This window comes from Cupriavidus sp. JZ107 (genome assembly GCF_053903255.1).
Genome location: NZ_CP096480.1, coordinates 1,433,842 through 1,459,964, shown reverse-complemented (window position 1 = coordinate 1,459,964; position 26,123 = coordinate 1,433,842). Strand labels below are relative to the sequence as shown.

Here is a 26,123-nt window from a genome sequence, read left to right as displayed (position 1 = left end):
ATCCGCAAGGAGATACCCCCATGAAAGTCCAACACGACGCGGTGCGCGGCACCGCGGCGCCGGCGCGCGCGCCCGTCGATGCGGTGCCCGCCACCGGGCCGCTGCTGATGCTCGGCTTTCAGCATGTGCTGGTGATGTATGTCGGCGCGATCGCAGTGCCGATGATCATCGCCACCGCGCTGAAGCTGCCGAAGGAAGCGGTGGCCGTGCTGATCAACGCCGACCTCTTTACTTGCGGTATTGCGACGATCCTGCAATCGGCCGGCTTCTGGCGCATCGGCGTGCGGATGCCGGTGATGCAGGGCGTCGCCTTCAGCGCGATCCCGCCGATCCTGGTGATCGCCACCAATCCGGGCCTGGGCCTGCCCGCGGTGATCGGTGCGGTGATGGCGGGCGGCTTGCTGACGATGCTGATTTCGCCGGTATTCGGCAGGCTGGTGCGTTTCTTCCCGCCGATCGTCGGCGGCTCCATCGTGATGGTGGTGGGGCTGTCGCTGTTCCCGGTCGGCGTGAACTGGATCGGCGGCGGCAAGGGCGCGCCGGACTTCGGCGCGCCACACAACCTGGCGCTGGCCGGCTTCGTCTTCGCGCTGATCCTGGTGATCAACCGCTGGCTCAAGGGATTCTGGACCAATGTCTCGGTGCTGCTGGCGCTGGCGGCCGGCATGCTGGTGGCGATTCCCTTCGGCATGGTCGACTTCGCCGGCGTCGCCGAGGCGCCGATGGTGGACGTGATCCGGCCGTTCTACTTCGGCTGGCCCGTGTTCGATCCGCTCGCGGTCGCGACCATCGTGGTCGTGATGGTGATCATCATGATCGAATCGATGGGCCTGTTCCTGGCGACCGGCGACGTCGTCGGCAAGACACTGACGCCGCGCGAGATGACCGACGGCCTGCGCGCCAATGGGCTGGCCAGCGTGATCGGCGGCGCGTTGAACGGTTTTCCGTACACGATCTACAGCCAGAACATCGGGCTGCTGGTGGTGACCGGCGTCAAGAGCCGCTGGGTGGTGGTGGCCGCCGGCGTGATCCTGTGCGTGCTGGGGCTGTTCCCCAAGATGGCGACCGTGGTGGCCTCGGTGCCGCTGCCGGCGCTGGGCGGCGCGGCGCTGTTCATGTTCGGCGTGGTGACCGCCGCTGGGGTGCGCACACTGGGGCGGGTCGATTTCGAATCGCAGCGGCACAACGTCTATATCGTCGCGGCGACGCTGGCGATCTCGCTGCTGCCGACCTTTGCGCCGACGCTGTTCCACCATCTGCCGAAGTGGCTGCAGCCGCTGATGCACAGCAGTATCCTGCTGGCCTGCGTGCTATCGGTACTGCTGAACCTGCTGTTCAACGGCGTGCCGCGCAGCGATCCGCACGCGCTGCCGCAGGGCGACGCGCAGGGAAGCGATCAGGCCCTGCAGCCAGGCCGGTGATCCTGCAAAAAGGGAACCCCGTCGTCCCCGCGCACGCGGGGACCCAGTGACTCTAGGCACGACATAGGCTCAAAGCCGCTGGGTCCCCGCTTTCGCGGGGACGACGGGGCCACGAGGAGGGTAGGTCAATCCCAGGCGGGCGCGATGCCTTCCGGATTGGCCAGCCGGTCGCCGCGATCGAGCGTGGCGATCTTGGCCATCTCGTCGTCGGTCAGGCGCAGCTGCTGCGCCTGCAGGTTGCTGGCGAGGTTCTCGCGCTTGGTCGACGACGGGATCACCGCAAAGCCCTGCTGCAGTGCCCAGGCCAGCGCGACCTGGGCCGGCGTGGCGCCGTGCGCCTGCGCGATGGCCTGGATGACCGGGTCCTGCAGCACCTTGCCGTAGGCCAGCGTCATGTACGAGGTCAGGTGGATACCCTGGCCGCGAGCGTGCTCGACCAGCTCGCGGTTCTGCAGATAGGGATGGATCTCGACCTGGTTGGTCGCGATCTCGCGCGCGCCGACCGCGGCGATGGCCTGGTCGAGCAGCGACACCGTGAAGTTCGACACCCCGATCAGCCGCGTCAGGCCCTGCGCCTTGGCCTCGGCCAGCGCGGCCATGTATTCGGGCAGCGGTACCGCGCCGTTCGGCGACGGCCAGTGGATCAGCGTCAGGTCGACCTGCTCGGTGCGCAGCCTGGTCAGGCTGTCCTTCAGGCTGGGGATCAGCTTGTCGCCGGCCAGGTTGTCGGTCCAGATCTTGGTCGTGACGAACAGGTCCTTGCGGGCAACACCGCTCTGCGTGATGGCCTGGCCGACCTCGGCCTCGTTGCCGTAGATCTGCGCGGTATCGATCAGCCGATAGCCGAGCGACAAGGCGTTCTTGACCGAGTCGATCACGGTCTGGCCGGTCAGGCGGAACGTGCCGAGGCCGAAGGCGGGAATCGTTTGCGTCATGGTGGGCTCCAGGAATGCGTGATTGGGGATTCGGCGCATTGTGGTGCCGATTGACGGGAAGAAACAGCCCTGTGCCGTCAAATGATTGTTGCCTGACGATCAAGGGTAGGGGGTTGGGGGACGCCTTGCCCTCTCCCCAGCCCTCTCCCGCAGGCGGGAGAGGGAGCAGTGTGTCGCCAGCACGGTTGCCATCGCTGCTTCCCGGACCGCTTCGCATGCCGGCGGTTTTCTCCCCTCTCCCGCTTGCGGGAGAGGGGCCGGGGGAGAGGGCAAGGGGTAGTGCCATCACCCCAGTGGCATTGCCCACGCCGCCCCATCACACCCGCACGTCGTCATGGTCGGTCGACACCGCCAGCGCCCGCCATGCCGACAGTTCCGCTTCGACCTTGCGGTTCTTCTCCGTAATGCGGGCCACCGTGTCCGAGCCGAGGGGCAGCCGCACCGGCGGTGAGTCGCTGTCGGCCAGCGCCAGCAGCGCGGCGGCCAGCTTGACGGGGTCGCCCGGCTGCTGGTGATTGGCCGATGCCATGTGGCCACGCATCGCGCCGACGGTCTCGGCATAGGCGGCGATCTCCGAGCGCACGCGCACCAGCGAGCTGTCGTCGAGGAAGTCCGTACGGAAGAAGCCGGGCTCGACCACGGTAGCCCGCACGCCCAGCGGTGCCAGTTCCGCATCGAGCGCCTCGGTCAGCCCCTCGACCGCGAACTTGGTCGCACCATACACACCCCAGCCAGGATAGGCCGCATAGCCGCCGATCGACGAGATATTGATCACGTGCCCGCTGCGCTGGCGGCGCATCTGCGGCAGCACCGCGCGCGTCACGGCCAGCACGCCGAACACATTGGTGGCGAACTGCTGCTCGACTTCCTTCGCCGACGCCTCTTCCACCGCGCCGAGCAGGCCGTAGCCCGCGTTGTTGACCAGCACGTCGATGCGGCCGAACCGTGCGACCGCGGCATCGGCGGCGGCGATGGCCTGCGCCTCGTTGGTGACGTCCAGCGCCACGCTCAACAGGTTCGCGTGCTCGCCCAGCGCGGCAGCGATCGTTTCGGGGCGGCGCGCGGTGGCGACGACGCGGTCGCCGCGAGCCAGTGCGGCGCGCGTCAGCTCCAGGCCGAAGCCCCGCGAAGCGCCGGTGATGAACCAGACCTTGCTGTCGTTGCTGGCGCGGGTGTTGATGGTGGCGGACATGATGATTCTCCTGTGAGGATGCTGCGTTGGGTGAGGTTCGAAATGGCCGTGGCCACGCAGTCCAATGTAGGCTCGCGGATCTCTTCACACAATGCGATGTAATGGCGCTTCAATAGCAACCAACGGTTGTCTGTTTGACCGGTGCATTTCGATTGAGCAAAGCTCAACCGTATGGCAGACTCGCCGCCATGGACAAACTGCCCCCACTGAACGCGTTGCGCGCCTTCGAGGCCGCGGGCCGGCACCTGAGCATCACGGCGGCCGCGCAGGAGCTGCATGTGACGCCCGGCGCCGTCAGCCGCCAGATCCGCGGGCTGGAGGAGGGGCTTGGCGTGCAGCTGCTGCACCGCGGACATCGGCAGATTGCGCTGACCAGCGCCGGCGAGGACTACTACCGCGCGGTCACGCGGGCGATGGACGACCTGCGCGAGGCCACCACTCGTCTGAACAAGCGGGCGAAACGCAAGCAGCTGAAGGTGCGTGCCTACACTACCTTCGCGATGCGTTGGCTGATCCCGCGGCTGTCGAGCTTTCATGCGGCAAACCGCGGCATCGAGGTGTTGCTGACCGCGTCGCTCGATCCGGTCGACTTCCGCAAGGAGGACATCGACGGCGCGATCCGGCTCGGCGACGGCAAGTGGAGCGGGGCGAACGCCTACCGGCTGGTGTCGAACATCCTGGTGCCGGTCTGCAGTCCCGGGCTGCTCGCCGCCGGGCCGAAGGTCAGGAAGCCGGCCGACCTCCGGCACCACACCTTGCTGCATTCGATTGCCCGGCCCGACGACTGGGCGCACTGGCTGCGTTCGGTGCGCGCGGAACGGGACGTCGATGCGCGCGGCGGCATGACCTACCAGAGCTCGGCGATGGCCTACGCGGCCGCCATCGAAGGGCAGGGCTTTGCGATCGCGCAGCGCTTTCTGGTGGCGGCCGACCTGGAGGCCGGCCGGCTCGTCGCGCCATTCCGTCAGGCCGTCGACATGGGCGATTTCACCTACTACCTGCTGACGCCGGCCGACCGCAAGGAAAGCCCAAGCATGACGGTGTTCCGGCAGTGGCTGCTGGCGCAGTTCGCGGCGCAGCAGTAGGACGACGCGATATCGTCGCGAGGATTGTCGCGACTCACGCCGCCGTGGCGGCGGGCGCGGCAACGTCGGCGCAGTGGATCGCACCGCTCGCACGCAGCCTGGCGATGTCGCCGCCGCTGTAGCCGAGCTGGCCCAGCACCGCCTCGGTATGCTCGCCGCATGCGGGCGCCGGCCGGGCCGGACGTGCATTTTCTGGTGCGCTGTTGATCGGGAACCCCGGCATGCGGATGCCGCCCAGCGTGGGGTGAGGCACGGTCTGCAGCATGCCATTGGCCGCCAGCTGAGGGTGCGCCATCACGTCGTCGTAGGTCGCGACGGGCGCGCACAGGATGTCCGCCTGCTGCAGCAGCGCCAGCCAGGTGTCGGTCGGCCGCGTGCCGAACGCGCGGTTCAATGCATCGACCATCGCAACGCGGTTCGCCACCCGCAGTGGCGAGGTGGCAAAGCGCGGATCGTCGGCCAGCGATTGCAGGCCGAGCACCTCGCACAGCCGGCGCCAGCGTTCGGGCATGTAGGCGGCGACCATGATCCAGCCGTCGGCGGTGCGAAACGCCTGGTTCGGCGCCGAATACGGTGCCGCGCTGCCGACGCGTTGGGGCGCCTGGCCGTCGGCGCAAAAGCTGGTCAGCGACGACTGTTGCAGCGCCAGCGCCGCGTTGAACAGGCTGACGTCGAGGTGGCCGCCCTGTCCGTCGCGGGACCGTTGGGCCAGTTTGGCCAGGATGCCCATGCAGGCGACGTAGCCGGTCATCACGTCGACGACCGGCGCCTGCACCTTGCACGGCTCGCCGTCGGGCGTGCCGATCAGGCTCATCAAGCCCGAATCGGCCTGCATGATGCCGTCGACCCCGGCCCGGTGCGCGTACGGTCCGTGCTGTCCATAAGCCGAGATCGAGCAATAGATCAGGCTCGGATGCGCCTCGGCCAATGCCGCGTATCCGAGTCCAAGCCGATCCATCACGCCGGGGCGCATGCTCTCTACCACGATGTCGGCGCCGGCGCTCAGCCTGCGCGCCACGGCGATGCCGTCCGGCGTCTTCAGGTCCAGCGCCACGCCCAGCTTGTTGCGGTTGAAGCCGTGAAACAGCGCGGCATCGTCGCCGATCCAGCCGGGACCGAGGCCGCGTCCCAGTTCGCCGCCCGGCGGTTCAACCTTGATGACACGCGCTCCCATGTCGGCCAGCAGCATGGTGCAGGTCGGCCCCGCGCCAATCTGCGTGAAGTCGATCACGGTCAGGCCGTGCAGTGCGTCGCGCAACATGTCAGTTCTCCAGACGGGGACGGGCGCGTTTGAACGTCCCCTGCGCGGTGGCGATCAGCACGCCGGCATCGGAAGTCAATTGCGCCGAGGCGAAGTACAGGCTGTTGCCGGCGCGGGTCACCGAGGCCATGGCGCGCAGCCGCCCCGCGCTGGCCTTGCTGAGGTAGCTGATCGACAGCATGGCGGTGGCGGCGTGCCCGAGCGCGCCGTCCGGTCCCACGGGCAGGCCGGCATAGCCACAGGCGGCGTCCAGCATCGTCGCGATGACGCCGCCCTGCACGCTGCCCTGGCGGTTCAGGTGGCGCGGCTCCAGATCGAGCTCGAATACGCAGTGGCCGTCGCCGACGCTGGCAAGCCGGATGCCGAGGTAGTCGAGCAGCGGATTGTCCGCCGGCGGCACCGTGGCGGCGAATGGGGTCATTGGGGCCGGCGGGGTGATGGCGCGGTCGTTCACAGCCCCACCTTGATGCCGTTTTCCTGGATCAGCCGCTGCCAGCGCGCCATGTCCTTGCCGAGCTGCGCCTTCAGTTCCGCCGGCGAAGAGGCCTGCGGCTCGAAGCCCTGCCTTGCCATCTGCGCGGACACCTCCGGCGACTTCAGCGCGGCGAGCATCGCGGCATTGATCCTGTCGATCACCGGTCTGGGCGTCTTCGCCGGCGCCAGCAGGCTGTACCACAGCTCGGCGTCGTAGCCCCTGATGCCCGCCTCGGCGAAGGTCGGCAGGTCCGGCATCAATGGCGTGCGCCTGGTTCCCGCAATCCCCAGCGCGCGCAGCCGGCCGGCTCGCACGTACTCGATGGCCGAGGCGAAGGTCGCGAAGGACAGCTGCACCTGGCCGCCCATCAGGTCGGTGATCGAAGGGCCGGTGCCGCGATAGGGAACGTGCAGCAGTTCGGTCTTGTTCAGCTTCGCAAAGACCTCGCCGGCCAGGTGCTGCGGCGTACCGTTGCCCGGGCTGCTGTAGCTGAGCTTGCCCGGATTGGCGCGGCTGTACTCGATGAAATCCTGCAGCGTGCGGAACGGCTGCTGGTTGTTGGCGACCAGCATGATCGGCACCGAGGCGATCCGCCCCACCGGCTCGAAATCCGCTTCGATCCTGAACGGCACCTTGATGCCGAGAAACGGGTTCATCGTGACCTGGCTGGAGGCGATCACCAGCGTATAGCCGTCCGGAGCGGCATGAGCGACGTAGTCGGCGCCCAGATTGCCGCCCGCGCCGGGCTTGTTCTCGATCACGATGGTCTGGCCCAGCGCCTGGCCCATCTTCGGTGCGATCAGGCGGGCCAGGATATCGTTGCCGCCGCCCGGCGCGAACGGGACCACCAGCGTGATGGGTTTCTGCGTGGGGAAGGGGGCCTGCGCCGCGGCGCCGAGCGCGGTGAGCGCCAGCATGCCGGCCAGCGCGGTGCGCGCGAGGCGCGCGATGGTGGTCATCGTTGTCATGGTCGTCTCCTGTCGGTATGTTGATTTGTTGATTTATTCGTTTGTGGGTTATCGCATTGGTTGGCAATCGGGACCCGGCGCGCCCGTCAGCGGCCGGTGTAGCGGGGTTGGCGCTTCTCGGCAAAGGCCTGGCGGCCCTCGATCCGGTCCGCGGTATCGCGCAGCGCGCCCCAGTAGAGCTCGGTCAGCTGCTGCGCATCGGCTTCGCTCAGATGGCTGGTCTGCCGCGACAGCTTCTTGACGGCCTGCACCGCCAGCGGCGCATTGGCCGCGATGCGGGCCGCAATGGCCAGCGCGCGGTCATGCAGCGCCGCCGGTGCCAGTGCCTCGGTCACCAGGCCGATGCGCATCGCCTGCGCGGCATCGATGCGCTCGCCGGTCAGCACCATCTGCATGGCATGCGCGGCCGGCACCGCCTTGAGCAGCCGATGCAGGCCGGAGACCGCCGGAATCGAGCCGACCGCGGCCTCCGGCAGGCCGAAGCTCGCCGACTCCGCCGCGATACGGACATCGCACTGCAGCGCGATCTCGAGCCCGGCACCGAGGCAGTGCCCGTTGATCGCCGCGACCAGCGGCTTGTGCAGGCCCAGATCGGTCAGGTCCATCAGCCGGATGTAGAGGCCGAGATCGGCCGCCGGCTCCGGCGCGCGAAACAGCGCCTCCGGATAGGGGGCCGGCGATGCGCGTGTGCCCTTCAGGTCCGCGCCGGCACAGAAGGCCCGCGTGCCGGCGCCGGTCAGCACCGCCACGCGCAGGTCGTCGCGATCGCGCACGGCTGACAGGTGCGCGCGCAGCTGGCGCAGCGCGGGGACGTCCAGCGCGTTCAGCGCTTCGGGCCGATCGATGGTCAGTACCGCCACGGGTCCGTGGGTATCGAATCGTATGGTCATCGCGCGCTCCCTAGACGCTGGGCGAGGACAGGCTGCGTCCGCCGCAGACATAGAGGACCTGGCCGGTCACGTAGGACGAGCGCGGATCCAGGAAGAAGCCGACCGCGTTGGCGATGTCCCCGGCGGTACCGATCCGCTGCACCGGCACCGATTGCTTCAGCCGTGCCTGCACGTCGGGCGCGAAGCCGCGAAACAGCGGCGTGTCGACGATGCCCGGGGCGATCGCATTGACCGTGATGCCCTTGCTGGCAAATTCGATGGCCAGCGAGCGCGTCAGGCTGACCACGCCGCCCTTGGCGGCCGAGTAGTTCGCCTGCCCGAAGCCGCCGAGCCAGGCGCGCGACGAGATATTGACGATACGTCCGTGGCCGCGCTCGACCATGCCGGGCAGCGCCGCGCGGCAGCACAGGAACTGCGAGCGCAGGTTCGTGTCGATGACCAGGTCCCAGTCGGCATCGCTCATCTTCAGGAAGCGCATGTCGCGGACCGCGCCGGCGTTGTTGACCAGATAGTCGACGCGGCCGGCGCGGGCCTGCACCTGTGCAAAGGCGTCGTTGACCGCGGCCGACTCCGTCAGGTCGGCGCTGGCGCCGAAGACCCGCAAGCCGTCGGCCGTCAGCGCGCCGACCGCGCCATCGAGCGCGGCGGCGTCCCGGTCGAGCAACGCCACGGTCAGCCCCTGTCGGGCCAGTTGCGCGGCGATGCCCAGGCCGATGCCGCGCGCGGCGCCGGTCACCACCGCGACGTGGGCGGGATCGAAGCGAGGGGTCGTGTCGGTTGCCATGTCAGGCTCCCAGCAAGTGCACGGAGGAGGCGGCGTGGTCGACCCCCGCAATGCCGCCGCCGGTGCATTGGGTCAGGCCGACGCGGGCGTCCGCCACCTGCCGTTCGCCGGCGCGGCCCTGCAGCTGCCACAGGATCTCGACCATCTGCGCCACGCCGGTCGCGCCCAGCGGATGGCCCTTGGCCAGCAGTCCGCCGCTCGGATTGACCGGCACGCGGCCCCCGAGCCGGGTGGCGCCGGAGCGCAACAGCGGCACCGCGTCGCCACGGGGGGCCAGTCCCAGCGCTTCGTAGTAGAGCAGTTCCGCGATGGTAAAGGCGTCGTGCAGCTCGACGACATCGACGTCTTCCGGGCCCAGGCCCGCCTGCTGGTACGCCAGCCGCGCGGCGCGCGCGGTGATCTCCGCGTCCAGGATGTCGTCGTCGGCGCCCTCGCGCATGCCGGACACCACCACCGACGACAGCAGCTTGACCGGACGCGGCTGCGCCGGCCGCCGCGTGCCGAGCACCAGCGCAGCCGCCCCATCGACCTGCGAGGGGCAGCACTGCAGCAGCGTCAGCGGATCGGCGATCATGCGCGAGCCGAGTACCTCTTCGACCGTCGTGGTGCTGCGCTGCTGGGCATACGGATTGAGCGAGCCGTGATGGCGGTTCTTGACCGCGACCTGCGCCAGGTCGGCGGGCGAGGCGTCGCGCTCGTGCAGGAAGCGCGTGCCGCGCATCGCATAGACGGCGGGCAGCACCATGCCGGCCCGTGCGTACAAGTCGGTCTTGTGGTCGTTGCGCTGCAGCGGAATGGTGCCGCCGCCGAGCGCCGTCAGTTGCTCGATGCCGACGACCAGCACCGTCTCGTACTGCCCGGCCAGCAGCGCATGCCGCGCCAGATGGACGCCGGTTGCCCCGCTGGCGCAGGCGTTCTCGACGTTATAGACGGGGATGCCTTTGAGGCCGAGATCGCGCACGATCAACTGGCCGAGGATCATGCCGCCCAGCACGTTGGCGCAGTAGACGGCCTGGATCCGGCCCGCGGGCACGTCGGCGTCGGCCAGCGCCTTCAGGATGGCCTGTTGCGCCAGTTCGGGGGCGAGTACGCCGGCATGGCGGCCGAATGGCGTCATCGCGCCGCCATGGAGATAGATGTCCTGCATCTTGCTTGCCTTCTTCGGTTGCGTTTGCGTTTGCGGTTGCGGTGGCCGTCGCGGCCGGGTCAGGGCCGGACGGCCTCGAAGACGTAGCCGAGTTCGGCATCGCGGCGCGGCACATAGCGGTCGCCGATGGCCGGACGGTCGTTGCCGGCCAGCCTTCCGAACAGCCGCACCGGACCGGTGAAGTCGACATAGCCGACCGCATAGGGCGCCAGCCCGGTCTTCGGCGCCGGATGGATGATCGTGAAGCTGTAGACCACGCCGGTGCCGGCGATGGCGACCGGGTCGTGGGCGGCGGCGAGCGGCGAGTGGTCCGGCAGCGCGGGAAAGATCCATTCGCCGGTGGCGCGCTCGCGCGAGGCAAGCAGATGGGGGATGGGTTCCGTAGTCCAGAGCGGGTCCGACACGGTTGTCTCCTGTGATGGTTGGCCTTGGCGTAATGGTTGTCGCCCGCGCCGGACCCGACAAACGATATTTCCGGCGCTTTCGCTTGAGAAAATATCAAGCGAAAGCGCCGGGCAGGGGCAGGGATTGCCGTAGCGTTGAGGCCGGCGAGCCGGAGGGGCCGGCGAGCGCCGTTACACCAGGGCCGGCACGCCCGTCAGCGCCGCGCCGCGTGCGCGCGGATCGCCGTCGACGGTGCGGGCGCCGTCCGAGTACGGATCGAACTGCCGTGCGGGCGGGGCGGAGACGCCGCTGCGGTCCAGCCCTGCCACCAGCGCGCCGTCCGCCGCGCCACGCGCCCCTTCGGAGTCGGGGTCGAAGCGGCCATCGCGCAGCCCCTCGCTGAAGACATCATGGGCGCGTGCGCTCACGATGGCGGCGGAAACGTTGCCGCGGGCGCCCTCCGTGAACGGATTGAACGAGCCCTGGCGCAGCCCTTCCGAGAACACGTCATGCATGCGCGCCGCGGTGCCGACCGGGGCGCTGTCGATCGGCGCGGCGTGCGCGCCTTGCAGCGAAAGGCCGACCACCAGCGAGACGGCGGCGGGGACGAAGATGCGGGTGAACTGGGAAATCATGATGTCGCTCCTGATGACGGGTCTGAATCGGTTCGCACTGGGCGGTGGCCGCGGCGCGTTCCCCGGTGTGGGGGGCGATGCAGCCGCCGTTGAGACCAATGTAGGAGGGCGGCGACAGTGGCACTAGGGCGTCCAATGCCGTCTCAGAAGCAACCAGAAGTTGGCAGTGGGGGCGAAACGTCAGGAGGCCAGCCCGACCAGCCTGGATAGCGACTGCTCAGCGCCGCGGCTCGCCTCGACCACGAAATCGATGAATCGGCGGACGCGCGCCGGCATTTGCGTGCGATGGGGAAAATACATGTACAGGCCGACGTTGCTGCTGGTGTAGTCGGTCAGGATCGGCTTGAGACGGCCACGGACCAGATCGTCGTGGACCATGTAGGCGAGCAGCTGGCCGATGCCGATGCCGGTGCGCACCGCTTCGACCTCGGTGTCCAGGTCGTTGAAGCTGGCGACCGTCGGCACTTCCTGGTAGACCAGATTGCCATCCACCTGCAGCTCCCATGGCACCATGCGACCGGTCGAGGCGCGACGAAAGCCGGTGCACCGGTGTTGCAGCAGCGCCTCGGGCGTGGCCGGCTCGCCGTGGCGCGCCAGGTATTCGGGCGACGCGCAGATGATCAACGGCACATCGCACAGCCGCCGTGCCACCAGGTTCTGGCCCGGGCTGGTGCCGACGCGAAAGCCGACATCGATGCGGGATTCGACCAGGTCGGTGAAGAGGTCGGTCAGCACCACGTCGAACACGATGCCCGGATACCGTTCCCGAAAGCCGTGCATCAGCGGCACCAGCACGCGGCTGCCCAGCGAGGGCGGCGCGGTCAGCCGGATCGTGCCGTCGTCCTCGCTCCTGCTGCTGCGGATCTGCTCGAGTGCCTCGTCGAGCTGGCGCATGCCCGGCGCCGCCAGCTCGAACAGCCGCGCGCCCTCGGTCGTCAGGCTCAGCTTGCGCGTGGTCCGGTGCAGCAGGCGCACGCCAAGTTCCGCTTCGAGCGTCCGCACCGCCTTGCTGACCGCCTGCGGCGTGACGCCGGCCTCGACCGCCGCGCGGCGGAAGCTGCCGGCGCGAACCACACCAATAAACAGGGTAAGAACGCGGGCCTTGTCCATGATCGGCAACCGATGGTTGAGAGTGCCGCCATCATAACGCCGACTGGTTACCCAAGGCGGGCCCGTCGCGCTGCGCCCTAGAACCCCAGCGGATAACCGTCCTTCCGATGATCCGACGCCGCGGCATACCCCTGTGGCAGCCGCATCGCCATCTGTGCGCCGCCAAATTCGAGGCTGTCGGCCGGCGCCACCTGAACCGCATGACCCATCGCACGCAGTGCCTGCACCGTTTCCGCCGGGCAGTGCGCCTCCACCGCGACGCCTGCGTTGTCGTCCATCACCCGCCAGCGCGGCGCGTCGCAGGCGACCTGCGGGTTCTGGTGGAAGTCCGCCAGCCGGCTCGTCATCTGCACGTGGCCCTGCGCCTGCATCGAGCCGCCCATCACGCCGAACGCAGCGAGCGGCGCGCCCTGGCGCATCAGGAAGCCCGGAATGATCGTATGGAAGGGGCGCTTGCCGGGTGCAACCTGGTTAGGATGTCCGGGCTGCAGCGTGAAGCCCCAGCCGCGGTTGTGCAGCGCGATGCCGGTACCCGGTACCACCACGCCGGAGCCGAAGCCCTTGAAGTTGGACTGGATGAACGACACCATCATGCCGCTCTGATCGGCCGCGGTCAGATAGACGGTGCCGCCGCTGTGCGGCTTGCCGGGGCCCGGATAGCTCGCCCTGGCCGGATCGATGGCGCGGGCGCGCTCGCTCAGATAGCCGGGATCGAGCAGGTCGCGCGCGGTGACCGTGCGCATCGCGTCGGCATCCGCCACATAGGCGTGCAGATCCGCGAAGGCCAGTTTCATCGCTTCGATCTGCAGATGCATGGTCCGCGCCGAGTCGACGCCGGCCGACGCCACGTCCCATTGGTCCAGCATGCCCAGCGCCATCAAGGCACCGATGCCCTGTCCGTTCGGACCGATCTCGTGCAGCGTCAGATCGCGGTAGCGCATCTGGATCGGCTCGACCCAGTCGGACCGATGCGCGGCGAGATCGGCTTCATCGATGCGGCCGCCGGTGGCGCGCGCATGCGCGGCGATGCGCGCGGCCAGTTCGCCGTGATAGAAGTCGTCGCCGCCGCTGCGGGCGATGCGCTCGAGCGTGTCGGCCTGGCCGGGGCAGACGAAGCGTTCTCCGGGCAGCGGCGCGCGGCCGCGCGGCGCGAACGCTTCGGCAAAGCCCGGCTGGCTTTCCAGCACCGGGATCTGGGACTGCCATTGGCGGTGCACGGTGGGCGAGACCACGAAGCCGTTGCGCGCGTATTCGAGCGCCGGCTCGAACAGGTCTTCGAACGGCAACGAGCCGAACTTGTCCCAGGCGGTGCGCCAGCCGGACACCACGCCGGGCACCGTCACGCTGTCCCAGCCCTTGAACGGCATCGCGTCGTAGCGGGAAAAGGACTCGGGCGTCCACGCCCGCGGCGCGCGGCCCGACGCGTTCAGGCCATGCAGCTTGTTGCCGTCCCAGATCAGCGCAAAGGCGTCGCCGCCGATGCCGTTCATGCAGGGCTCGACCACGGTCAGCGCGATCGCGGTGGCCAGCGCGGCATCGACGGCGTTGCCGCCGCGCGCGAGCATGCGCAGCCCGGCGGCCGCAGCCAGCGGCTGCGAGGTGGCCACCACGTTGTCGGCCAGCACGGGCGCGCGCTGGGAGCGGTAGGGGAAGTTCAGGAAGGAAGTCATCGGATGTGCAATGGAAGCGATCGGGGAACGGCGCTGGGCATTTGCCCGAGCGCCCGCGGCGGCGTGCGGCGTTCGGGCGTCAGTCGATCCTGACCTTCGCCGCCTGGGCGACCTTGCTCCAGGTCCGCATTTCCTCGCCGATCATCCGAGCGAAGGCGTCGCTCGGCGTGAATTGCACCTGCACGCCCTGCGTTTCGAGCGATTGCACCAGGTCGGGCATCGTCAGTGCGGCCTTGGTGGCGGCGGCCAGCTTCTGCACCACGGCGGGCGGTGTGCCCTTTGGCGCAACGAGGCCGAACAGGTTGTTGACCCCGAAGTCGCGGATGCCGGCCTCCGCCATGGTCGGCGCGTCCGGCAGCGAGCCGACGCGGCGCTCGGAGGCCACCGCCAGCAGCCTCAGCTTGCCGGATCTGACGTGCGGCAGCGCGGATGGGATGCTGTCGAACATCATGGCCGAGCGGCCCGCCATCAGGTCGGGCAGCGCGAATGCACTTCCCTTGTACGGCACGTGCACCACGTCGACGCCCGTGCGCAGCCGGAACAGTTCGGACTCCAGATGCGACAGCGTGCCGTTGCCCTGCGAGGCGAAGTTGTACTTGCCGGGCGCGCCTTGCAGATACTTGACCAGGTCCGGCACGGTCCTGACCGGCAGCGTCGCGGGCACCACCAGGATGTGCGGCACGTTGCCGATGCCGGCGATCGGCACGAAGTCCCTGGCGAGGTCGGCGGGCTGGCTCGAATAGGTGGCGGCGGCGATCGCCGCATTGCTGACGGCGGCAAGGTACAGCGTGTAGCCATCGGGCGCCGCCTTGGCGGCATAGGCGAGGCCGATCGCGCCGCCCGCGCCCGGCCGGTTCTCGACCACCACTGGCTGCTGCAACTGCTGGGACAGGCGTTGGCCGACCGCGCGCGCCAGCACATCGGTGGCGCCGGCGGGCGGGAATGACAGCACCAGCTGGATCGGACGATCCGGGTACTCGGCAAGCGCTGCGGGTGCGCCGGCAGCGGCGGCCATTGCCACGGCCGCCACGGCGGCGAGCCGCAGCGCCTGGCGGCGGGCGGTGTTCAGGATGGTGCGCGGATGCGCCGTGGCGGTGCGCGCGGGGTGAAGCAATTGCATGACCATGATGTCGACGACTCCGTGATGGCTGCCTCAACGGCGTGCCGCCATGGCGGCGTTGCCGGGGAGGGACCGGGATGGCGAATCTGGCGCGGTCCGCTTGTCGCGCGGCTCCGGGCGCCTGTCATGCCGCGTCCACGGCCGGGCCGCGGACTGCGCTGATGGGAATGGCCGATTCTAGGCACGGTCCGTGCGTCAGCGGATGCGGATCGGCCATGGCGTCATGCGGAAACGGAATAAGGCGCCAGCGGCCGCACTGCCGTGCCCCGCGACGAGGCCGGCACGCATCTGACGGAAGACGACCATGCAGTTGAAGTGGATCGAGGACCTGCTCGTGCTGGAGCGCACGCGCAGCTTTTCGCGCGGCGCGGAGTTGCGCCATATCACCCAGTCGGCGCTGTCGCGCCGCATTCGCTCGCTCGAGCAGTGGGCCGGGGCAGAGCTGGTCGACCGCAATACCTATCCGCTGGCGTTGACGCGGGCGGGCGCGGCCTTCTGCGCGACGGCGCGCGACGCGTGCGAGCGGCTGCTCGAAGCGCGCGCGGCGCTGCGGCGCGAGGCCACGATGCCGGACAAGGGCATCGAGATCGCGGCTGGCCACACCTTGTCGCTGACGTTCCTGCCGGACTGGCTAAGGCAGTGCCGGCAGCGTGCGGGCACCTTCCATGCGCGCGTGGTCGCCGCCAACGTGCTGGACGCCGTGGTGGCGTTGTCCGAGGGCCATTGCGATCTGATGCTGGGCTACAACCATCCGCGCGTGCCGGTGTCGCTGGACAGCGAGCGCTTCCGCAGTCTGACGGTGGGCAGCGATCTGCTGATGCCGGTGTCGGTCCCCACCTCGCGCGGCGCGCCGGTCTATTCGCTTGCCGAGCGCAATGGCAAGACGCCGAGCCCGGCACCGTTCCTCGCCTATACCGCCAACACCACGCTGGGCCGCGTGGTCGAGTCGATTCTCGAACAGAAACAGGCGCATCGCCGGCTGGTTCGCTGTTACGAAGCCGATATGGCGATGCTGTTGCTGAAGATGGCCAGCGAAGGGCACGGCGTGGCCTGGTTGCCGCACAGCACCGTCGCGCAGGCGCTGGCGGCGGGCACGCTGGTGCCGGCCGGTGACGACAGCTGGTGCTCGCCGCTGCAGATCTGCGCCTACCGCTCGGCGCAAAGCGCCAATCCGACCTTGCACGCGCTATGGCGCATGCTGGCGGGCGAGCAGGCGGGCGAGCATGCCGACGCGCCGGCGCGGCAGGCGGCGCAGTTCGCGTAACGACGAGCGCCCGGACCCCGGCTCAGATCCCGATGAACTGCGCAAACTCCTCGACCGGCGCCCGCTGCGCCACCAGCCGATTGGCCGCAGCGTCCGGGTCGGCGTAGCCGATCGCCATGCCGGTGAACAGCATGCGTTCGGGCGGCGTTCCGAGGAAGCGGCGCATCGTTTCCGGATACATCGCCCAGCATTCCTGCGGGCAGCTGTCCAGGCCCGCTTCGCGCAGCAGCAGCATCACGTTCTGCAGATACATGCCGAGGTCCGACCATTGCGGCGGGCCCATGCGGCGGTCCACGGTGCAGAACAGCGCCAGCGGGGCGCCAAAGAACTGGAAGTTGCGCGCGAACTGCTGGCGGCGCGCGGCCTTGTCCTCGCGCGGGATGCCGAGATGGCCGTACAGGTCCTCGCCGACCTGGAAGCGCCGCTCGCGATAGGGCGACACCAGCTCGGGCGGATAGATGTGGTATTCGGCGGACTCGCCCTTCGGTTCGTCGACCACGCGCTGGCGCATGATGGCCTTCAGCTCGTCCAGCGGCGCGCCGCCGACGACCTGGATATGCCAGGGCTGCAGATTGCCACCGGACGGGGCGCGCGCGGCCTTCTCGACGATCTCGCGGATCAGCTGCGGCGGCACCGGCTTGTCGAGAAAGCCGCGGATCGAGCGGCGCGTGGCAATGGCTTCGCTGACGTTCATGGTCTCCTCTCGTACCTGGTCTGGCGCGGAATGCGCGTTCGCGGCGCCGGGCGTGGCGTGGTAACTTGGCGTCCGACGATACCACGACAACAGGAGACAGGCATGGCGGGTCCGCTGCATGGACTGAAGGTGGTGGAGATGGTCGGCCTCGGGCCGGGGCCGTTCTGCGCGATGATGCTGGCCGATATGGGGGCCGAGGTGATTCGCATCGACCGGCCCGATCGCGGGGCGGGCGTGCTGCCCGAAGACGTCCGCTTCGACGTGACCGCACGCGGCCGGCGCTCGCTGGCGATCGACCTGAAGCAGCCGGGCGCCGCGGAGACCGTGCTGCGGCTGATCGAACGGGCCGACGTGCTGATCGAGGGCTTCCGGCCCGGCGTGATGGAGCGGCTGGGCCTGGGGCCGGACGTCTGCCTGGCGCGCAACGCGCGGCTGGTCTATGGCCGCATGACTGGCTGGGGCCAGCACGGCCCGCTGGCGCAGGCAGCCGGGCACGACATCAACTACATCGCCATCACCGGCGCGCTGCATGCGATCGGCCTGCCCGACGAAGCGCCGGTCGTGCCGCTGAACTACATCGGCGATTTCGGCGGCGGCGCGATGATGCTGGCCTTCGGCGTGGTCTGCGCGGTGCTGGAGAGCCAGCGCAGCGGCAAGGGGCAGGTGGTCGATGCCGCGATGACGGATGGCGCCGCGCTGCTGTCGGCGATGATGTACGGCTTCAAGGCGGCCGGACGCTGGAGCAACCGGCGCGGCGAGAACCTGCTCGACGGCGGCGCGCCGTACTACGGTACCTATGCCTGCGCGGACGGCAAGTATGTCGCGATCGGCGCGCTCGAGCCGCAGTTCTATCGCCGGCTGATCGAGCTGTGCGGCATCGAGGACCCCGCCTTCGCGAAGCAGGGCGATCCGCGCGACTGGCCGCAACTGAAGCAACGGCTGGCCGAGGTGTTCCGCACGCGCACGCGCGACCAGTGGTGCGCGCTGATGGAAGGCAGCGATGCGTGTTTCGCGCCGGTACTCGACTGGGACGAGGCCCCGGTCCACGCGCACAACCGCGCGCGCGACACCTTCGTCGAGATCGATGGCGTCATCCATCCGGCGCCGGCGCCGCGCTTTTCGCGTACGGCGGCGGACAAGCCCACCCCCGCGTCGCCGCCCGGTGCCGACACCGAGGCGGTGCTGCGCGACTGGGGCTTCGCGGCGCAAGAGATTGCCGCGCTGAAGGGCGACGGCGTGATCTGATCCAGCCAGGCCTGCGAGCCTCTGCCGGCGACCGGCCTCACTGGCCCGGCAGCGCCACCCCGAGATCGCCGGCCACCCTGGCCAGATTGCGCCAGATCGCGGGATTGACGTCCAGTTCGTCGCCGGTGCGGGCGCGGTGGTCGGCCTCGTACTCGCCCGGGTACTGCACGCGGTCGAAGCCCGGCGCGGGCGGTGTCTCGTGCAGATAGCGGATGAACGATTCGACCTCGGTGCTCTGCCATTGCAGGCCCAGATCGAGCTGCGGATCGATCAGCACCGCGAACATGTTGTTGGTGGCCACGCCGCCGCGCGGATTGTTCGGTTGAATGGTGCCGCCGCCCGACAGCACGCCGGCCAGCAGTTCGGCGACCACGCCGAGCGCGTAACCCTTGTGGCCGCCGAAGGGCAGCAGCGCGCCGGGCGGATCGGCGAAGATCGCGCCGGCGTCGGTGGTCGGCGCGCCGCTCGCATCGATGACGCTGCGCTCCGGGGCCGGCTCGCCTTTCTCGGACAGCACGCGGGCCTTGTTGATCGCGATGGCGCTGGTGGCGATGTCCATCACCAGCGGCGGGCGCCCGTTCGGCATCGGCCCGGCGAAACAGAGCGGATTGGTCGTCAGCCGCGCAACCCGGCCGCCATAGGGCGCGACGGCCGGCGGCCGGTTGATGACGTTGGTGAAGCTGAGCAGCACCATGCGCGCCTGCGCCGCCATCTCGCCGTAATAGCCCATGCGGCCCAGATGGTGCGAGTGCCGCAGCGTGAAGATGCAATGGCCATGTTCGCGCGTGCGTTCGATGGCGGCCTGCATCACGCGCTTGCCGACATGCTGGCCGAAGCCGCCGTTGCCGTCGAACACCATCAACGTGCCGCGGTCCAGCGCGCAGCTGGCGCGGCCCGATGGGTTGACGCTGCCGCCTTCGACCGAAGCGCGATACTGCGGCAGCATCGACAGCCCGTGGCTGGCATAGCCGCAGCGGTCGGACTCGACCAGGTGCTCGGCGACATCGTCGGCGATATCGTCGGGCACATTCAGCGCCACCAGAATGTCCCGCGCCAGCCGATGGGCTTCCTGCAGGGTGATCTTCATGTCGGACTCCTCGTATTGCGAGGCGCTGATCCCCGGATCCGTCCTCAGATCCAGCCGAGCCAGCGCCAGTAGGTCGCCGCGAACAGCAGCATCATCGCGTAGCCGACCAGCGTGACCGGAATGCCGATGCGCGCGAACTGGCGGCCGTTGAAGGTATCGGTGCCCAGGCACACCATGTTCTGCGGCGCATTGATCGGCAGGATGAAGCCGAAGCTCATCGTGAAGCCGAGCAGCATCGTGATGCCGACCTTGTCGATGTCGCCCGGCAGCGTCTGCAGCACCGAGATCAGGATCGGCAGCATCGCCGCCGTCAGCGCCGTGGCGCTGGCAAAGCCGAGGTGGATCACGATCAGGAAGGCGGCGAGGATCGCGAACACCGCGATCGGACCCTGCGTCGCCAGGCCCGAATTGGCGACCACGAACTTGCCCAGCCATTGCCCGGCCTGCGTGGTCAGCAGCGCGGTGCCCAGGCTGATGCCGACGCCGAACACGATCAGCGTGCCCCACGGCGTGCGTTGCTGCATCGTCTTCCAGTCCATCACGCCGACGCGCGGCAGCATCAGGATCACCAGGCCGACGAAGGTCACGGTGGCGGTGTCGAAGCCGTGCAGCTTGCCCTCGGTGGCCCACGCCAGCAGCAGGCCGATCGATACCGCGGCGAGGCGCTTCTGCGGGCCGCTCATCGGCCCCAGTCCCGCCAGTTCGCGCTGCACGGCCTCCTTGCCGCCGGGAATCGCCTCGGTCTCCGGCGGCAGCAGCCAGCGCACCAGCAGATACAGCACCACCGACATCGCCAGCGCCCACGGCGCGCCGGCGATCAGCCATTGCAGCCAGGTCACGCGCTCGCCCAGGAGCTTGTCCATGAAGCCGACCGCGAGCAGGTTCTGCGCGGCGGCGGTCTGGATGCCGACATTCCAGATGCTGGTGGCCTGCGCCACGGTGATCATGATGCCGGCCGCGATATTGGAGCGCTTGTCCACGCCGAAGGCCGCGATGACCCCCATCATGATCGGCACCACGCAGGCGCTGCGGGCGGTGGCGCTCGGCACCACCAGCGACAGCGCGATGGTGACCGCGATGGTGCCGACCAGGATGCGGCGCGTGCTGGTGCCGATCGCCGACAGCGTGACCAGCGCGATGCGGCGGTCCAGTCCGGTCACCGTCATCGCCGCCGAGATGAACAGCGCGGCGGCGACCAGCGCCAGCGCCGTATTGGCGAAGCCCGCCAGCGCCATGCCGAGCGCGCGCGAGGTGCCATAGAGCGTATTGGGGTCGCCGATCGTGGGCGCGAGGCCGATCAGCGCGGCCATCAGCGAGGTGATCATGATCGCGCTGGTCTCGTACGACACCGCCTCGCTGATCCACACGACTACCGCGAAGGCGAGGATCGCGAGCATCCGGTGTCCGGCCAGCGGCAGGTCGGCGGGGGTGGGCAGTGCCAGCACGCCGATCAGCACCAGCACCGCGACGAACAGGCCCCAGGGCGGCCGCCTGCTGGCGGTAGCAGGACTGGCGGCGCTTGCCGCGCAGGCCGGTCCAGCCGGTGCCGCCGGTGCAGCCGATGGGGCCGATGCAGCCGATGGGGCCGGTGCTGCCGGTGCAGCCGGCGTGGAAGGCGGGGATGACGCGTTGCTGTGCAAGTCGCTCATTGCCGTTTCCCTGGATGACGGCAGCGGCCGTGCAGGGCCGCCGGCACGAAACGGGTCGATTATCTGCCCGCCTCGCCGCGATTGTCGAGCGCGGCGGCGACGGTCATTGCGCCAGGTCAAGCGTCTTGCTTGCCGGGCACGGATCTGCGGCCGATGACGCCGGCGCGCCACGCCGGAACCGCTGCGAACATCTATATTGGTCTCGTGGCCCGGCCGATTCGTGCTTCGCCGCGGCCACAACATGCCGCCGCGCCATGCCCCAGGAGATCGACATGCAGGTGCTGATTCGCGGCCTGCGCCGCGATATCACCGAACAGCGTCTGCGCGACAAGTTCGCGCCCTATGCGCCGGTGCGGTCGGTGGAAATCATGCGCGATGGCGATCCGGAGCAGCCATGGGCATGGCTGGACTTCGACATGGACTTCTTCGCGGCGCTGGGATTGCTGCGCCAGTTCGACGGGCAGTACTTCGACGGCGGCGTGATGCGGCTGCATCTGGTCGCGCACCAGAGCGACGACTGAGTCTTGTACGGTCAGGGACCGCTCGCGCGCCGGCGTATCAAGCGCGGCGATCGGTGCGCCACGGCGGCCGCGGTCCCAGCGCCTTGCGCAACATCTCGACGAACAGCCGCGTGCGCATCGACGCCACCCGCGATTGCGGCACCAGCGCCACCACGTCCGCGTCGGGCAGCCGGTAGCCGGGCAGCAGCGCAACGAGCCTGCCCGAGGCGAGGCTGTCGGCCACATCCCATTCCGATCGCGCCATGATGCCCTTGCCGGCCAGGCACCACTGGTGGACGACGTCGCCGTCGTTGCTCTCCATCGTCGGACGCACGCGCACCGTGTGTTCGCGGGCATTGTCCCCATCGGCGTTCTTGCGGGCGTTCCTGCTTCCGCCCTTGGCCGTGTCCTTGCCGTCGCGGCCGGCGAAGCGCCATAGCGTCACGTCCTCGTCGTTCTCGCGCAGCACCAGGCAGGCGTGCCGCACCAGATCGGCGGGATGCAGCAGCGGCGGCGCCTTGGCCAGGTACTCGGGCGCGGCGCACAGAAGACGGCGGTTCGGCGCGATCCGGTGCGCGACCCAGCGCGAGTCGGGGATGGCGCCGATGCTGACCAGCACGTCGAAGGCATCGCGGCCATGGACCGGCTGGCGCGGCAGCATCAGGTTGTCCGACAGGTACAGCTGCACCTCGAGATTGGGATGCGTCGTCTGGAACTGCGCCAGCAGCGGTCCGAGGTAGCGCCGTCCGAAGCCGAACGGGCCATGCACCTTCAGCTTGCCGGCCACCGCCTGGCTGCGCTGCTGCAGCGCCTCCTCGATGGTCTGCATGTGTTCGAGCACGCCGGTGGCGTGCTGCGCCAGCAGATGGCCCTCGTGGGTCAGCTGCAGCCGGCGCGTGGTGCGCAGCGCAAGCCGGATGCCCAGGCGCGCTTCGAGCTGGCTGAGCCGCTTGGTCACGGCCGGCGGCGTCACGTTTTCCTCGCGCGCCAGCGCCGCGAGGCTGCCGAGCCGGTCCAGCGCCAGCACGAAGCGCAGGTCGTCAATGGTCAGCTTCATCATTCGTCAGCATCATGATTCTTAACCCGGGGGTGAATTAAGAAATTCTATGCCATTAACCACGGCCGGGCGCGCGACACCTACACTGTGGCATCGATTCCAACCAGGGCCGCACCATGACCAGCCAACCTCGCCAACCTTCCCAACCGGGCCGTCCCAATGGCGCACGCCAATACGAGGTCGTGCTGTTCGATCTGCTGACCGCGCTGCTCGATTCGTGGACGCTGTGGAACAGCGTGGCGGGCGGCGAGGCGCCGGGCCGCGCCTGGCGCGCGGCCTATCTGAAGCGCACCTATGCGTGCGGCGCCTATCGGCCCTACGAGACGCTGGTGCGAGAGGCCGCCATCGAGACCGGGCTGCCGGCCTCGATGGCCGACGCGCTCGACGAGCGCTGGAGCGAACTGTCGCTGTGGAGCGGCGCCGCGCACGTGCTCGAGCGCCTGCGCAGCACGCACCGGCTTGGCGTGGTGACCAATTGCTCCGAGCGCCTGGGCCGGCTGGCGGTCGAGCGCCTCAATGTGCCGATGGACGTGGTGGTGACCTCCGAACGCGCCGGCTTCTACAAGCCCGATCCGCGTCCCTATCGGCTGGCGCTGCGGGAACTCGGGGCCGAGCCCGTCAATACGCTGTTCGTCGCCGGTTCCGGCTTCGATCTGTTCGGCACGTCGGCGGTCGGGCTCGATACCTACTGGCATAACCGCGTGGGACTGTCGCTGCCAGAAGGCGCGCCCGCACCGCTGCAACAGGGGCCGAGCATCGTGCCGGTGCTGGAGCTCGCGGCGGCCCCGCGCATCCAGTCGCCGGCGCAGGGCTGATCGCGCCGTTCAGGAGGAGACACCATGAAACTTGCCATCGTTGCCGCGCTGCTGGCGGGCGCGCTCGGCACCATCGCCATGCCGGCCGCAGCGCAGACGCCGAACCCAGCCAATTGGCCCGGCAAGCCGATCACGCTGATCATGCCGTTCCCCGCGGGCGGGCCCAGCGATGCGCTGGCGCGCGCCGTCGCCGCGAAGATGGCGCCGCGGCTGGGCACATCGATCGTGGTCGAGAACGTCGGCGGCGCCGGCGGTTCGATCGGCATGCAGAAGCTCGCCCGCGCGCCGGCCGACGGCTACACGATCGGCTTCGGCACCATCGGCACGCATGCTGCCAACATGATCCTGTACCGCAAGCCGCTGTACGACGCGGGCAAGGACTTCGAGCCGCTGGGACTGGTCGGCTCGGCACCGGTGCTGCTGCTGGTCAAGCGCGACCTGCCGGTCAACGACTTCAACCAGTTCGCCGACTATCTGCGCGCCCACCACGCCAACATGTCGTACGGCAGCGCGGGCGTGGGGTCGATCGCGCATCTGGCCTGTCTGATGCTGCTGGGCGATCTGAAGGCCGAGGTCATGCACGTGCCGTACAAGGGCGTGGCGCCGGCGATGGCGGGGCTGATGGGCGGCGAGACCGATTTCACCTGCGATCAGACCACGACGTCGCTGGCGCAGGTGGCCGGCGGGCGGATACGGGCGGTGGCCGTGCTGACGCGCGAGCCCTTGTCCGCGCTGCCGAAGCTGGCTACCGCGCAGGCCAGCGGCAGGACCCGCATCCACTTCCGCTCGTGGAATGCCTTGTTCGCGCCGAGGGGGACGCCGCCCGCGGTGGTGGCGAGGCTGAATCAGCCGATCAACGACGCGCTCGCCGACCCGGCGCTGATCCGCCAGATGCGCGAGGTCGGTGTCGAATTTCCCGCCCGCGCCGACAACACGCCGGCCAATCTCGCGCGGCTGGTCGACAGCGAGACCAGGCGGCTGCGGCCCATTCTCGAAGCCAACAAGGTGCAGCTCGATTGAATGGCGAACGCTCGATCAGCGGACGCACCGGATGCAACCAAGGAAAACCATGACCCTGCATGAACTCGAAACGCCGGTGCTGGTGCTGGACCGCACGAAGATGGCGCGCAACATCGCCCGGCTGCGCGAACGGCTCTTGCCCTTCGGCGTCGCGCTGCGTCCGCATGTGAAGACCAACAAGTCGGCCGAGGTCACCGCGCGCATCGGCGCACCCGGTACGCCGATCACCGTGTCGACGCTGAAGGAGGCCGGCTACTTCCTCGACCATGGCTGGACCGACATCCTGTACGCGGTCGGCATCGTGCCGTCGAAGCTGCCGCATGTCGAAGCGCTGGTGCGGCGCGGCGCGAGGATGACGCTGCTGCTCGACAACGTCGACGCGGCCGCGGCGGTGGACGCCTATTGCCGCCGGCGCGGCTTTGGCGTGCCGGTGCTGATCGAGATCGATACCGACGGCCACCGCTCCGGCGTCAAGCCGGAAGACCCGCTGCTGCTCGAGATCGCGGCGCAGCTGCGCGGCCACGAAGGGCAGGGCGCCTGGCTCGCCGGCGTGCTGACGCATGCGGGCGATTCGTACAACTGCCGCTCGGCGGCAGCGATCGAGGCGCTCGCCGAACAGGAGCGGGCCGGCGCCGTGCGCGCCGCGCAGCGTCTGCGCGCGGCCGGGCACGCGGCCCCGGTGGTCAGCGTGGGCAGCACGCCGACCGCGCACTTCGCGCGGTCGCTCGACGGCGTCACCGAAGTGCGGGCCGGTGTGTTCGTCTTCTTCGATCTGGTGATGAACGGTATCGGCGTCTGCGAGACCGCGGACATTGCGCTGTCGGTGCTGTGCACCGTCATCGGCCATCAGCGCGACAAGGGCTGGCTGATCACCGATGCGGGCTGGATGGCGATGTCGCGCGATCGCGGTACCGCGAAGCAGCCGGTCGACCAGGGCTATGGCCTGGTCTGCGATGTCGACGGCAAGCCGCTGGCCGGCCTGCTGATGATCGACGCCAACCAGGAGCACGGCATCGTCAGCCATCGCTCCGATCCCGCCGCGACGCCGATGCTGCCGGTCGGCACGCTGCTGCGCATCCTGCCGAACCACGCCTGCGCGACGGCCGCGCAGCACGGTGCCTACACCGTGGTGGCAGGGGGTACCGACGTCGAGGCGCAGTGGCCGCGCTTCAGTGGATGGTGAGCGCGATGACCGACGTGAATCCAGACGCGAATCCGAGCGCCGCCACGAGCGCCGCCACGAACGCCGCGACGAACGCCGCGACGATCGCCACGCAAGGCGTCGCCTGTCCCGACGTGCCCGCGCTGGCGAAGCCGCGCGGCCACTACTCGCACGTCGCCACGGGACTGGGCCTGGTGTTCGTGTCGGGCCAGTTGCCGCTGGACGCGCAGGGCGAGCCGCAACCGGATCTGCCGCTTGCCGAACAGGCCGCGCTGGCGCTGCGCAACGCCGAGGCGGCGCTGGCGGCGGGCGGGTGCGGCTGGAAGGACGTGCTGAAGGTCACCGTCTATCTGGCCGGCGTCGAGCATTGGCCGGCGTTCGACGCGGTCTACCGGCAGGTGCTCGGCGACGCGCGCCCGGCACGCGCGGTGGTGCCGGTGCCTGCGCTGCACTACGGCGTGCTGGCCGAGGTCGAGGCGGTGGCCATGCACCCCGCGGCGGCACAGGCGCTGCTGTCACCGCCGCTGGTGCTGCGCTGAAGATGCCTGGCGAC

At 69.4% G+C, this 26,123-nt stretch carries 26 protein-coding genes; 9 read left to right on the top strand and 17 right to left on the bottom strand.

Annotation, left to right across the window (positions count from 1 at the left end; genetic code table 11):
- The first annotated feature begins 20 nt into the window (after positions 1–20).
- Positions 21–1,421 (top strand): nucleobase:cation symporter-2 family protein, encoded by a 1,401-nt coding sequence (locus M1D55_RS06290; protein WP_456280400.1) that lies wholly within the window; start codon positions 21–23, stop codon positions 1,419–1,421.
- A 125-nt stretch (positions 1,422–1,546) separates the two neighbouring features.
- On the opposite strand, the gene dkgB is transcribed toward M1D55_RS06290, so the two are convergent.
- Complete coding sequence (dkgB, locus tag M1D55_RS06285) at positions 1,547–2,356, bottom strand: 2,5-didehydrogluconate reductase DkgB (protein WP_456280399.1); 810 nt, start codon at positions 2,354–2,356, stop codon at positions 1,547–1,549.
- A 316-nt stretch (positions 2,357–2,672) separates the two neighbouring features.
- Positions 2,673–3,548, bottom strand: a complete 876-nt coding sequence (locus M1D55_RS06280) for an oxidoreductase (protein ID WP_064576698.1) — start codon at positions 3,546–3,548, stop codon at positions 2,673–2,675.
- A 188-nt stretch (positions 3,549–3,736) separates the two neighbouring features.
- Between M1D55_RS06280 and gcvA the strand changes: the two genes are divergently transcribed.
- A complete protein-coding gene (gene gcvA / locus M1D55_RS06275; RefSeq protein ID WP_064576697.1) occupies positions 3,737–4,633 on the top strand; it encodes a transcriptional regulator GcvA in 897 nt (298 codons plus the stop codon).
- A 34-nt stretch (positions 4,634–4,667) separates the two neighbouring features.
- On the opposite strand, the gene M1D55_RS06270 is transcribed toward gcvA, so the two are convergent.
- The 11 genes from M1D55_RS06270 to M1D55_RS06220 form a co-directional block, all read right to left on the bottom strand.
- Positions 4,668–5,894, bottom strand: a complete 1,227-nt coding sequence (locus M1D55_RS06270) for a CaiB/BaiF CoA transferase family protein (protein WP_456280398.1) — start codon at positions 5,892–5,894, stop codon at positions 4,668–4,670.
- 1 nt (position 5,895) lies between these two features.
- On the bottom strand, positions 5,896–6,315 hold the full coding sequence (locus tag M1D55_RS06265; RefSeq protein ID WP_023263634.1) for a PaaI family thioesterase: 420 nt from the start codon (positions 6,313–6,315) through the stop codon (positions 5,896–5,898).
- A 29-nt stretch (positions 6,316–6,344) separates the two neighbouring features.
- Positions 6,345–7,337, bottom strand: a complete 993-nt coding sequence (locus M1D55_RS06260) for a tripartite tricarboxylate transporter substrate binding protein (protein ID WP_456280397.1) — start codon at positions 7,335–7,337, stop codon at positions 6,345–6,347.
- Between the two features lie 86 nt (positions 7,338–7,423).
- Positions 7,424–8,227, bottom strand: coding sequence for an enoyl-CoA hydratase/isomerase family protein (locus M1D55_RS06255; protein WP_456280396.1), 804 nt, complete (start codon positions 8,225–8,227; stop codon positions 7,424–7,426).
- Positions 8,228–8,237: 10 nt separating this feature from the next.
- Positions 8,238–9,011, bottom strand: coding sequence for an SDR family oxidoreductase (locus M1D55_RS06250; protein WP_064576693.1), 774 nt, complete (start codon positions 9,009–9,011; stop codon positions 8,238–8,240).
- Position 9,012: 1 nt separating this feature from the next.
- A complete protein-coding gene (locus tag M1D55_RS06245; RefSeq protein ID WP_064576692.1) occupies positions 9,013–10,158 on the bottom strand; it encodes a thiolase family protein in 1,146 nt (381 codons plus the stop codon).
- A gap of 59 nt (positions 10,159–10,217) precedes the next feature.
- Complete coding sequence (locus tag M1D55_RS06240; protein ID WP_064576691.1) at positions 10,218–10,562, bottom strand: Zn-ribbon domain-containing OB-fold protein; 345 nt, start codon at positions 10,560–10,562, stop codon at positions 10,218–10,220.
- A gap of 171 nt (positions 10,563–10,733) precedes the next feature.
- The gene (locus tag M1D55_RS06235; protein WP_064576690.1) at positions 10,734–11,177 is read right to left on the bottom strand and encodes a hypothetical protein; all 444 of its coding nucleotides are present in this window, start codon (positions 11,175–11,177) and stop codon (positions 10,734–10,736) included.
- A gap of 180 nt (positions 11,178–11,357) precedes the next feature.
- Positions 11,358–12,287, bottom strand: coding sequence for a LysR family transcriptional regulator (locus M1D55_RS06230; RefSeq protein ID WP_064576731.1), 930 nt, complete (start codon positions 12,285–12,287; stop codon positions 11,358–11,360).
- Positions 12,288–12,364: 77 nt separating this feature from the next.
- On the bottom strand, positions 12,365–13,957 hold the full coding sequence (locus M1D55_RS06225) for a gamma-glutamyltransferase family protein (protein ID WP_064576689.1): 1,593 nt from the start codon (positions 13,955–13,957) through the stop codon (positions 12,365–12,367).
- Between the two features lie 79 nt (positions 13,958–14,036).
- Positions 14,037–15,077 (bottom strand): Bug family tripartite tricarboxylate transporter substrate binding protein, encoded by a 1,041-nt coding sequence (locus tag M1D55_RS06220; protein ID WP_157071895.1) that lies wholly within the window; start codon positions 15,075–15,077, stop codon positions 14,037–14,039.
- A gap of 304 nt (positions 15,078–15,381) precedes the next feature.
- On the opposite strand from M1D55_RS06220, the gene M1D55_RS06215 reads away from it, so the two are divergent.
- Entirely contained in the window at positions 15,382–16,341 is a 960-nt protein-coding gene (locus tag M1D55_RS06215) for a LysR substrate-binding domain-containing protein (protein ID WP_064576687.1), read from the top strand.
- Positions 16,342–16,363: 22 nt separating this feature from the next.
- On the opposite strand, the gene M1D55_RS06210 is transcribed toward M1D55_RS06215, so the two are convergent.
- Complete coding sequence (locus M1D55_RS06210) at positions 16,364–17,035, bottom strand: nitroreductase (RefSeq protein ID WP_064576686.1); 672 nt, start codon at positions 17,033–17,035, stop codon at positions 16,364–16,366.
- 102 nt (positions 17,036–17,137) lie between these two features.
- On the opposite strand from M1D55_RS06210, the gene M1D55_RS06205 reads away from it, so the two are divergent.
- Positions 17,138–18,280, top strand: coding sequence for a CaiB/BaiF CoA transferase family protein (locus M1D55_RS06205; protein ID WP_064576685.1), 1,143 nt, complete (start codon positions 17,138–17,140; stop codon positions 18,278–18,280).
- A gap of 37 nt (positions 18,281–18,317) precedes the next feature.
- Here M1D55_RS06205 and M1D55_RS06200 read toward each other — a convergent pair whose 3' ends face one another.
- Positions 18,318–19,367 carry an Ldh family oxidoreductase gene (locus M1D55_RS06200; RefSeq protein WP_064576684.1) on the bottom strand — a complete coding sequence of 350 codons (1,050 nt, stop codon included), beginning with the start codon at positions 19,365–19,367 and terminating at the stop codon, positions 18,318–18,320.
- 44 nt (positions 19,368–19,411) lie between these two features.
- Positions 19,412–21,016, bottom strand: coding sequence for a DASS family sodium-coupled anion symporter (locus M1D55_RS06195; protein ID WP_456280395.1), 1,605 nt, complete (start codon positions 21,014–21,016; stop codon positions 19,412–19,414).
- 272 nt (positions 21,017–21,288) lie between these two features.
- On the opposite strand from M1D55_RS06195, the gene M1D55_RS06190 reads away from it, so the two are divergent.
- The gene (locus M1D55_RS06190) at positions 21,289–21,537 is read left to right on the top strand and encodes an RNA recognition motif domain-containing protein (protein WP_064576682.1); all 249 of its coding nucleotides are present in this window, start codon (positions 21,289–21,291) and stop codon (positions 21,535–21,537) included.
- Between the two features lie 37 nt (positions 21,538–21,574).
- On the opposite strand, the gene M1D55_RS06185 is transcribed toward M1D55_RS06190, so the two are convergent.
- On the bottom strand, positions 21,575–22,576 hold the full coding sequence (locus M1D55_RS06185; RefSeq protein ID WP_231906523.1) for a LysR family transcriptional regulator: 1,002 nt from the start codon (positions 22,574–22,576) through the stop codon (positions 21,575–21,577).
- 113 nt (positions 22,577–22,689) lie between these two features.
- Here M1D55_RS06185 and M1D55_RS06180 point away from each other — a divergent pair, with 113 nt between their 5' ends.
- Genes M1D55_RS06180 through M1D55_RS06165 form a run of 4 tightly spaced genes read left to right on the top strand, consistent with a single transcriptional unit; the run spans position 22,690 to position 26,109 of the window.
- Positions 22,690–23,388 (top strand): HAD family hydrolase, encoded by a 699-nt coding sequence (locus M1D55_RS06180; protein ID WP_231906521.1) that lies wholly within the window; start codon positions 22,690–22,692, stop codon positions 23,386–23,388.
- A 24-nt stretch (positions 23,389–23,412) separates the two neighbouring features.
- On the top strand, positions 23,413–24,408 hold the full coding sequence (locus M1D55_RS06175) for a tripartite tricarboxylate transporter substrate-binding protein (RefSeq protein WP_456280394.1): 996 nt from the start codon (positions 23,413–23,415) through the stop codon (positions 24,406–24,408).
- A gap of 49 nt (positions 24,409–24,457) precedes the next feature.
- Entirely contained in the window at positions 24,458–25,591 is a 1,134-nt protein-coding gene (locus M1D55_RS06170; RefSeq protein WP_064576679.1) for an alanine racemase, read from the top strand.
- Between the two features lie 5 nt (positions 25,592–25,596).
- On the top strand, positions 25,597–26,109 hold the full coding sequence (locus M1D55_RS06165) for a RidA family protein (RefSeq protein ID WP_082928619.1): 513 nt from the start codon (positions 25,597–25,599) through the stop codon (positions 26,107–26,109).
- The last annotated feature ends 14 nt before the right edge of the window (positions 26,110–26,123 follow it).

Coding starts and splice junctions, on each gene's coding strand:
- M1D55_RS06290 (WP_456280400.1), top strand. CDS start 21: ATGAAAGTCCAACACGACGCGGTGCGCGGCACCGCGGCGCCGGCGCGC.
- dkgB (WP_456280399.1), bottom strand. CDS start 2,356: ATGACGCAAACGATTCCCGCCTTCGGCCTCGGCACGTTCCGCCTGACC.
- M1D55_RS06280 (WP_064576698.1), bottom strand. CDS start 3,548: ATGTCCGCCACCATCAACACCCGCGCCAGCAACGACAGCAAGGTCTGG.
- gcvA (WP_064576697.1), top strand. CDS start 3,737: ATGGACAAACTGCCCCCACTGAACGCGTTGCGCGCCTTCGAGGCCGCG.
- M1D55_RS06270 (WP_456280398.1), bottom strand. CDS start 5,894: ATGTTGCGCGACGCACTGCACGGCCTGACCGTGATCGACTTCACGCAG.
- M1D55_RS06265 (WP_023263634.1), bottom strand. CDS start 6,315: ATGACCCCATTCGCCGCCACGGTGCCGCCGGCGGACAATCCGCTGCTC.
- M1D55_RS06260 (WP_456280397.1), bottom strand. CDS start 7,337: ATGACAACGATGACCACCATCGCGCGCCTCGCGCGCACCGCGCTGGCC.
- M1D55_RS06255 (WP_456280396.1), bottom strand. CDS start 8,227: ATGACCATACGATTCGATACCCACGGACCCGTGGCGGTACTGACCATC.
- M1D55_RS06250 (WP_064576693.1), bottom strand. CDS start 9,011: ATGGCAACCGACACGACCCCTCGCTTCGATCCCGCCCACGTCGCGGTG.
- M1D55_RS06245 (WP_064576692.1), bottom strand. CDS start 10,158: ATGCAGGACATCTATCTCCATGGCGGCGCGATGACGCCATTCGGCCGC.
- M1D55_RS06235 (WP_064576690.1), bottom strand. CDS start 11,177: ATGATTTCCCAGTTCACCCGCATCTTCGTCCCCGCCGCCGTCTCGCTG.
- M1D55_RS06230 (WP_064576731.1), bottom strand. CDS start 12,287: ATGGACAAGGCCCGCGTTCTTACCCTGTTTATTGGTGTGGTTCGCGCC.
- M1D55_RS06225 (WP_064576689.1), bottom strand. CDS start 13,957: ATGACTTCCTTCCTGAACTTCCCCTACCGCTCCCAGCGCGCGCCCGTG.
- M1D55_RS06220 (WP_157071895.1), bottom strand. CDS start 15,077: ATGCAATTGCTTCACCCCGCGCGCACCGCCACGGCGCATCCGCGCACC.
- M1D55_RS06215 (WP_064576687.1), top strand. CDS start 15,382: ATGCAGTTGAAGTGGATCGAGGACCTGCTCGTGCTGGAGCGCACGCGC.
- M1D55_RS06210 (WP_064576686.1), bottom strand. CDS start 17,035: ATGAACGTCAGCGAAGCCATTGCCACGCGCCGCTCGATCCGCGGCTTT.
- M1D55_RS06205 (WP_064576685.1), top strand. CDS start 17,138: ATGGCGGGTCCGCTGCATGGACTGAAGGTGGTGGAGATGGTCGGCCTC.
- M1D55_RS06200 (WP_064576684.1), bottom strand. CDS start 19,367: ATGAAGATCACCCTGCAGGAAGCCCATCGGCTGGCGCGGGACATTCTG.
- M1D55_RS06195 (WP_456280395.1), bottom strand. CDS start 21,016: ATGAGCGACTTGCACAGCAACGCGTCATCCCCGCCTTCCACGCCGGCT.
- M1D55_RS06190 (WP_064576682.1), top strand. CDS start 21,289: ATGCAGGTGCTGATTCGCGGCCTGCGCCGCGATATCACCGAACAGCGT.
- M1D55_RS06185 (WP_231906523.1), bottom strand. CDS start 22,576: ATGATGAAGCTGACCATTGACGACCTGCGCTTCGTGCTGGCGCTGGAC.
- M1D55_RS06180 (WP_231906521.1), top strand. CDS start 22,690: ATGACCAGCCAACCTCGCCAACCTTCCCAACCGGGCCGTCCCAATGGC.
- M1D55_RS06175 (WP_456280394.1), top strand. CDS start 23,413: ATGAAACTTGCCATCGTTGCCGCGCTGCTGGCGGGCGCGCTCGGCACC.
- M1D55_RS06170 (WP_064576679.1), top strand. CDS start 24,458: ATGACCCTGCATGAACTCGAAACGCCGGTGCTGGTGCTGGACCGCACG.
- M1D55_RS06165 (WP_082928619.1), top strand. CDS start 25,597: ATGACCGACGTGAATCCAGACGCGAATCCGAGCGCCGCCACGAGCGCC.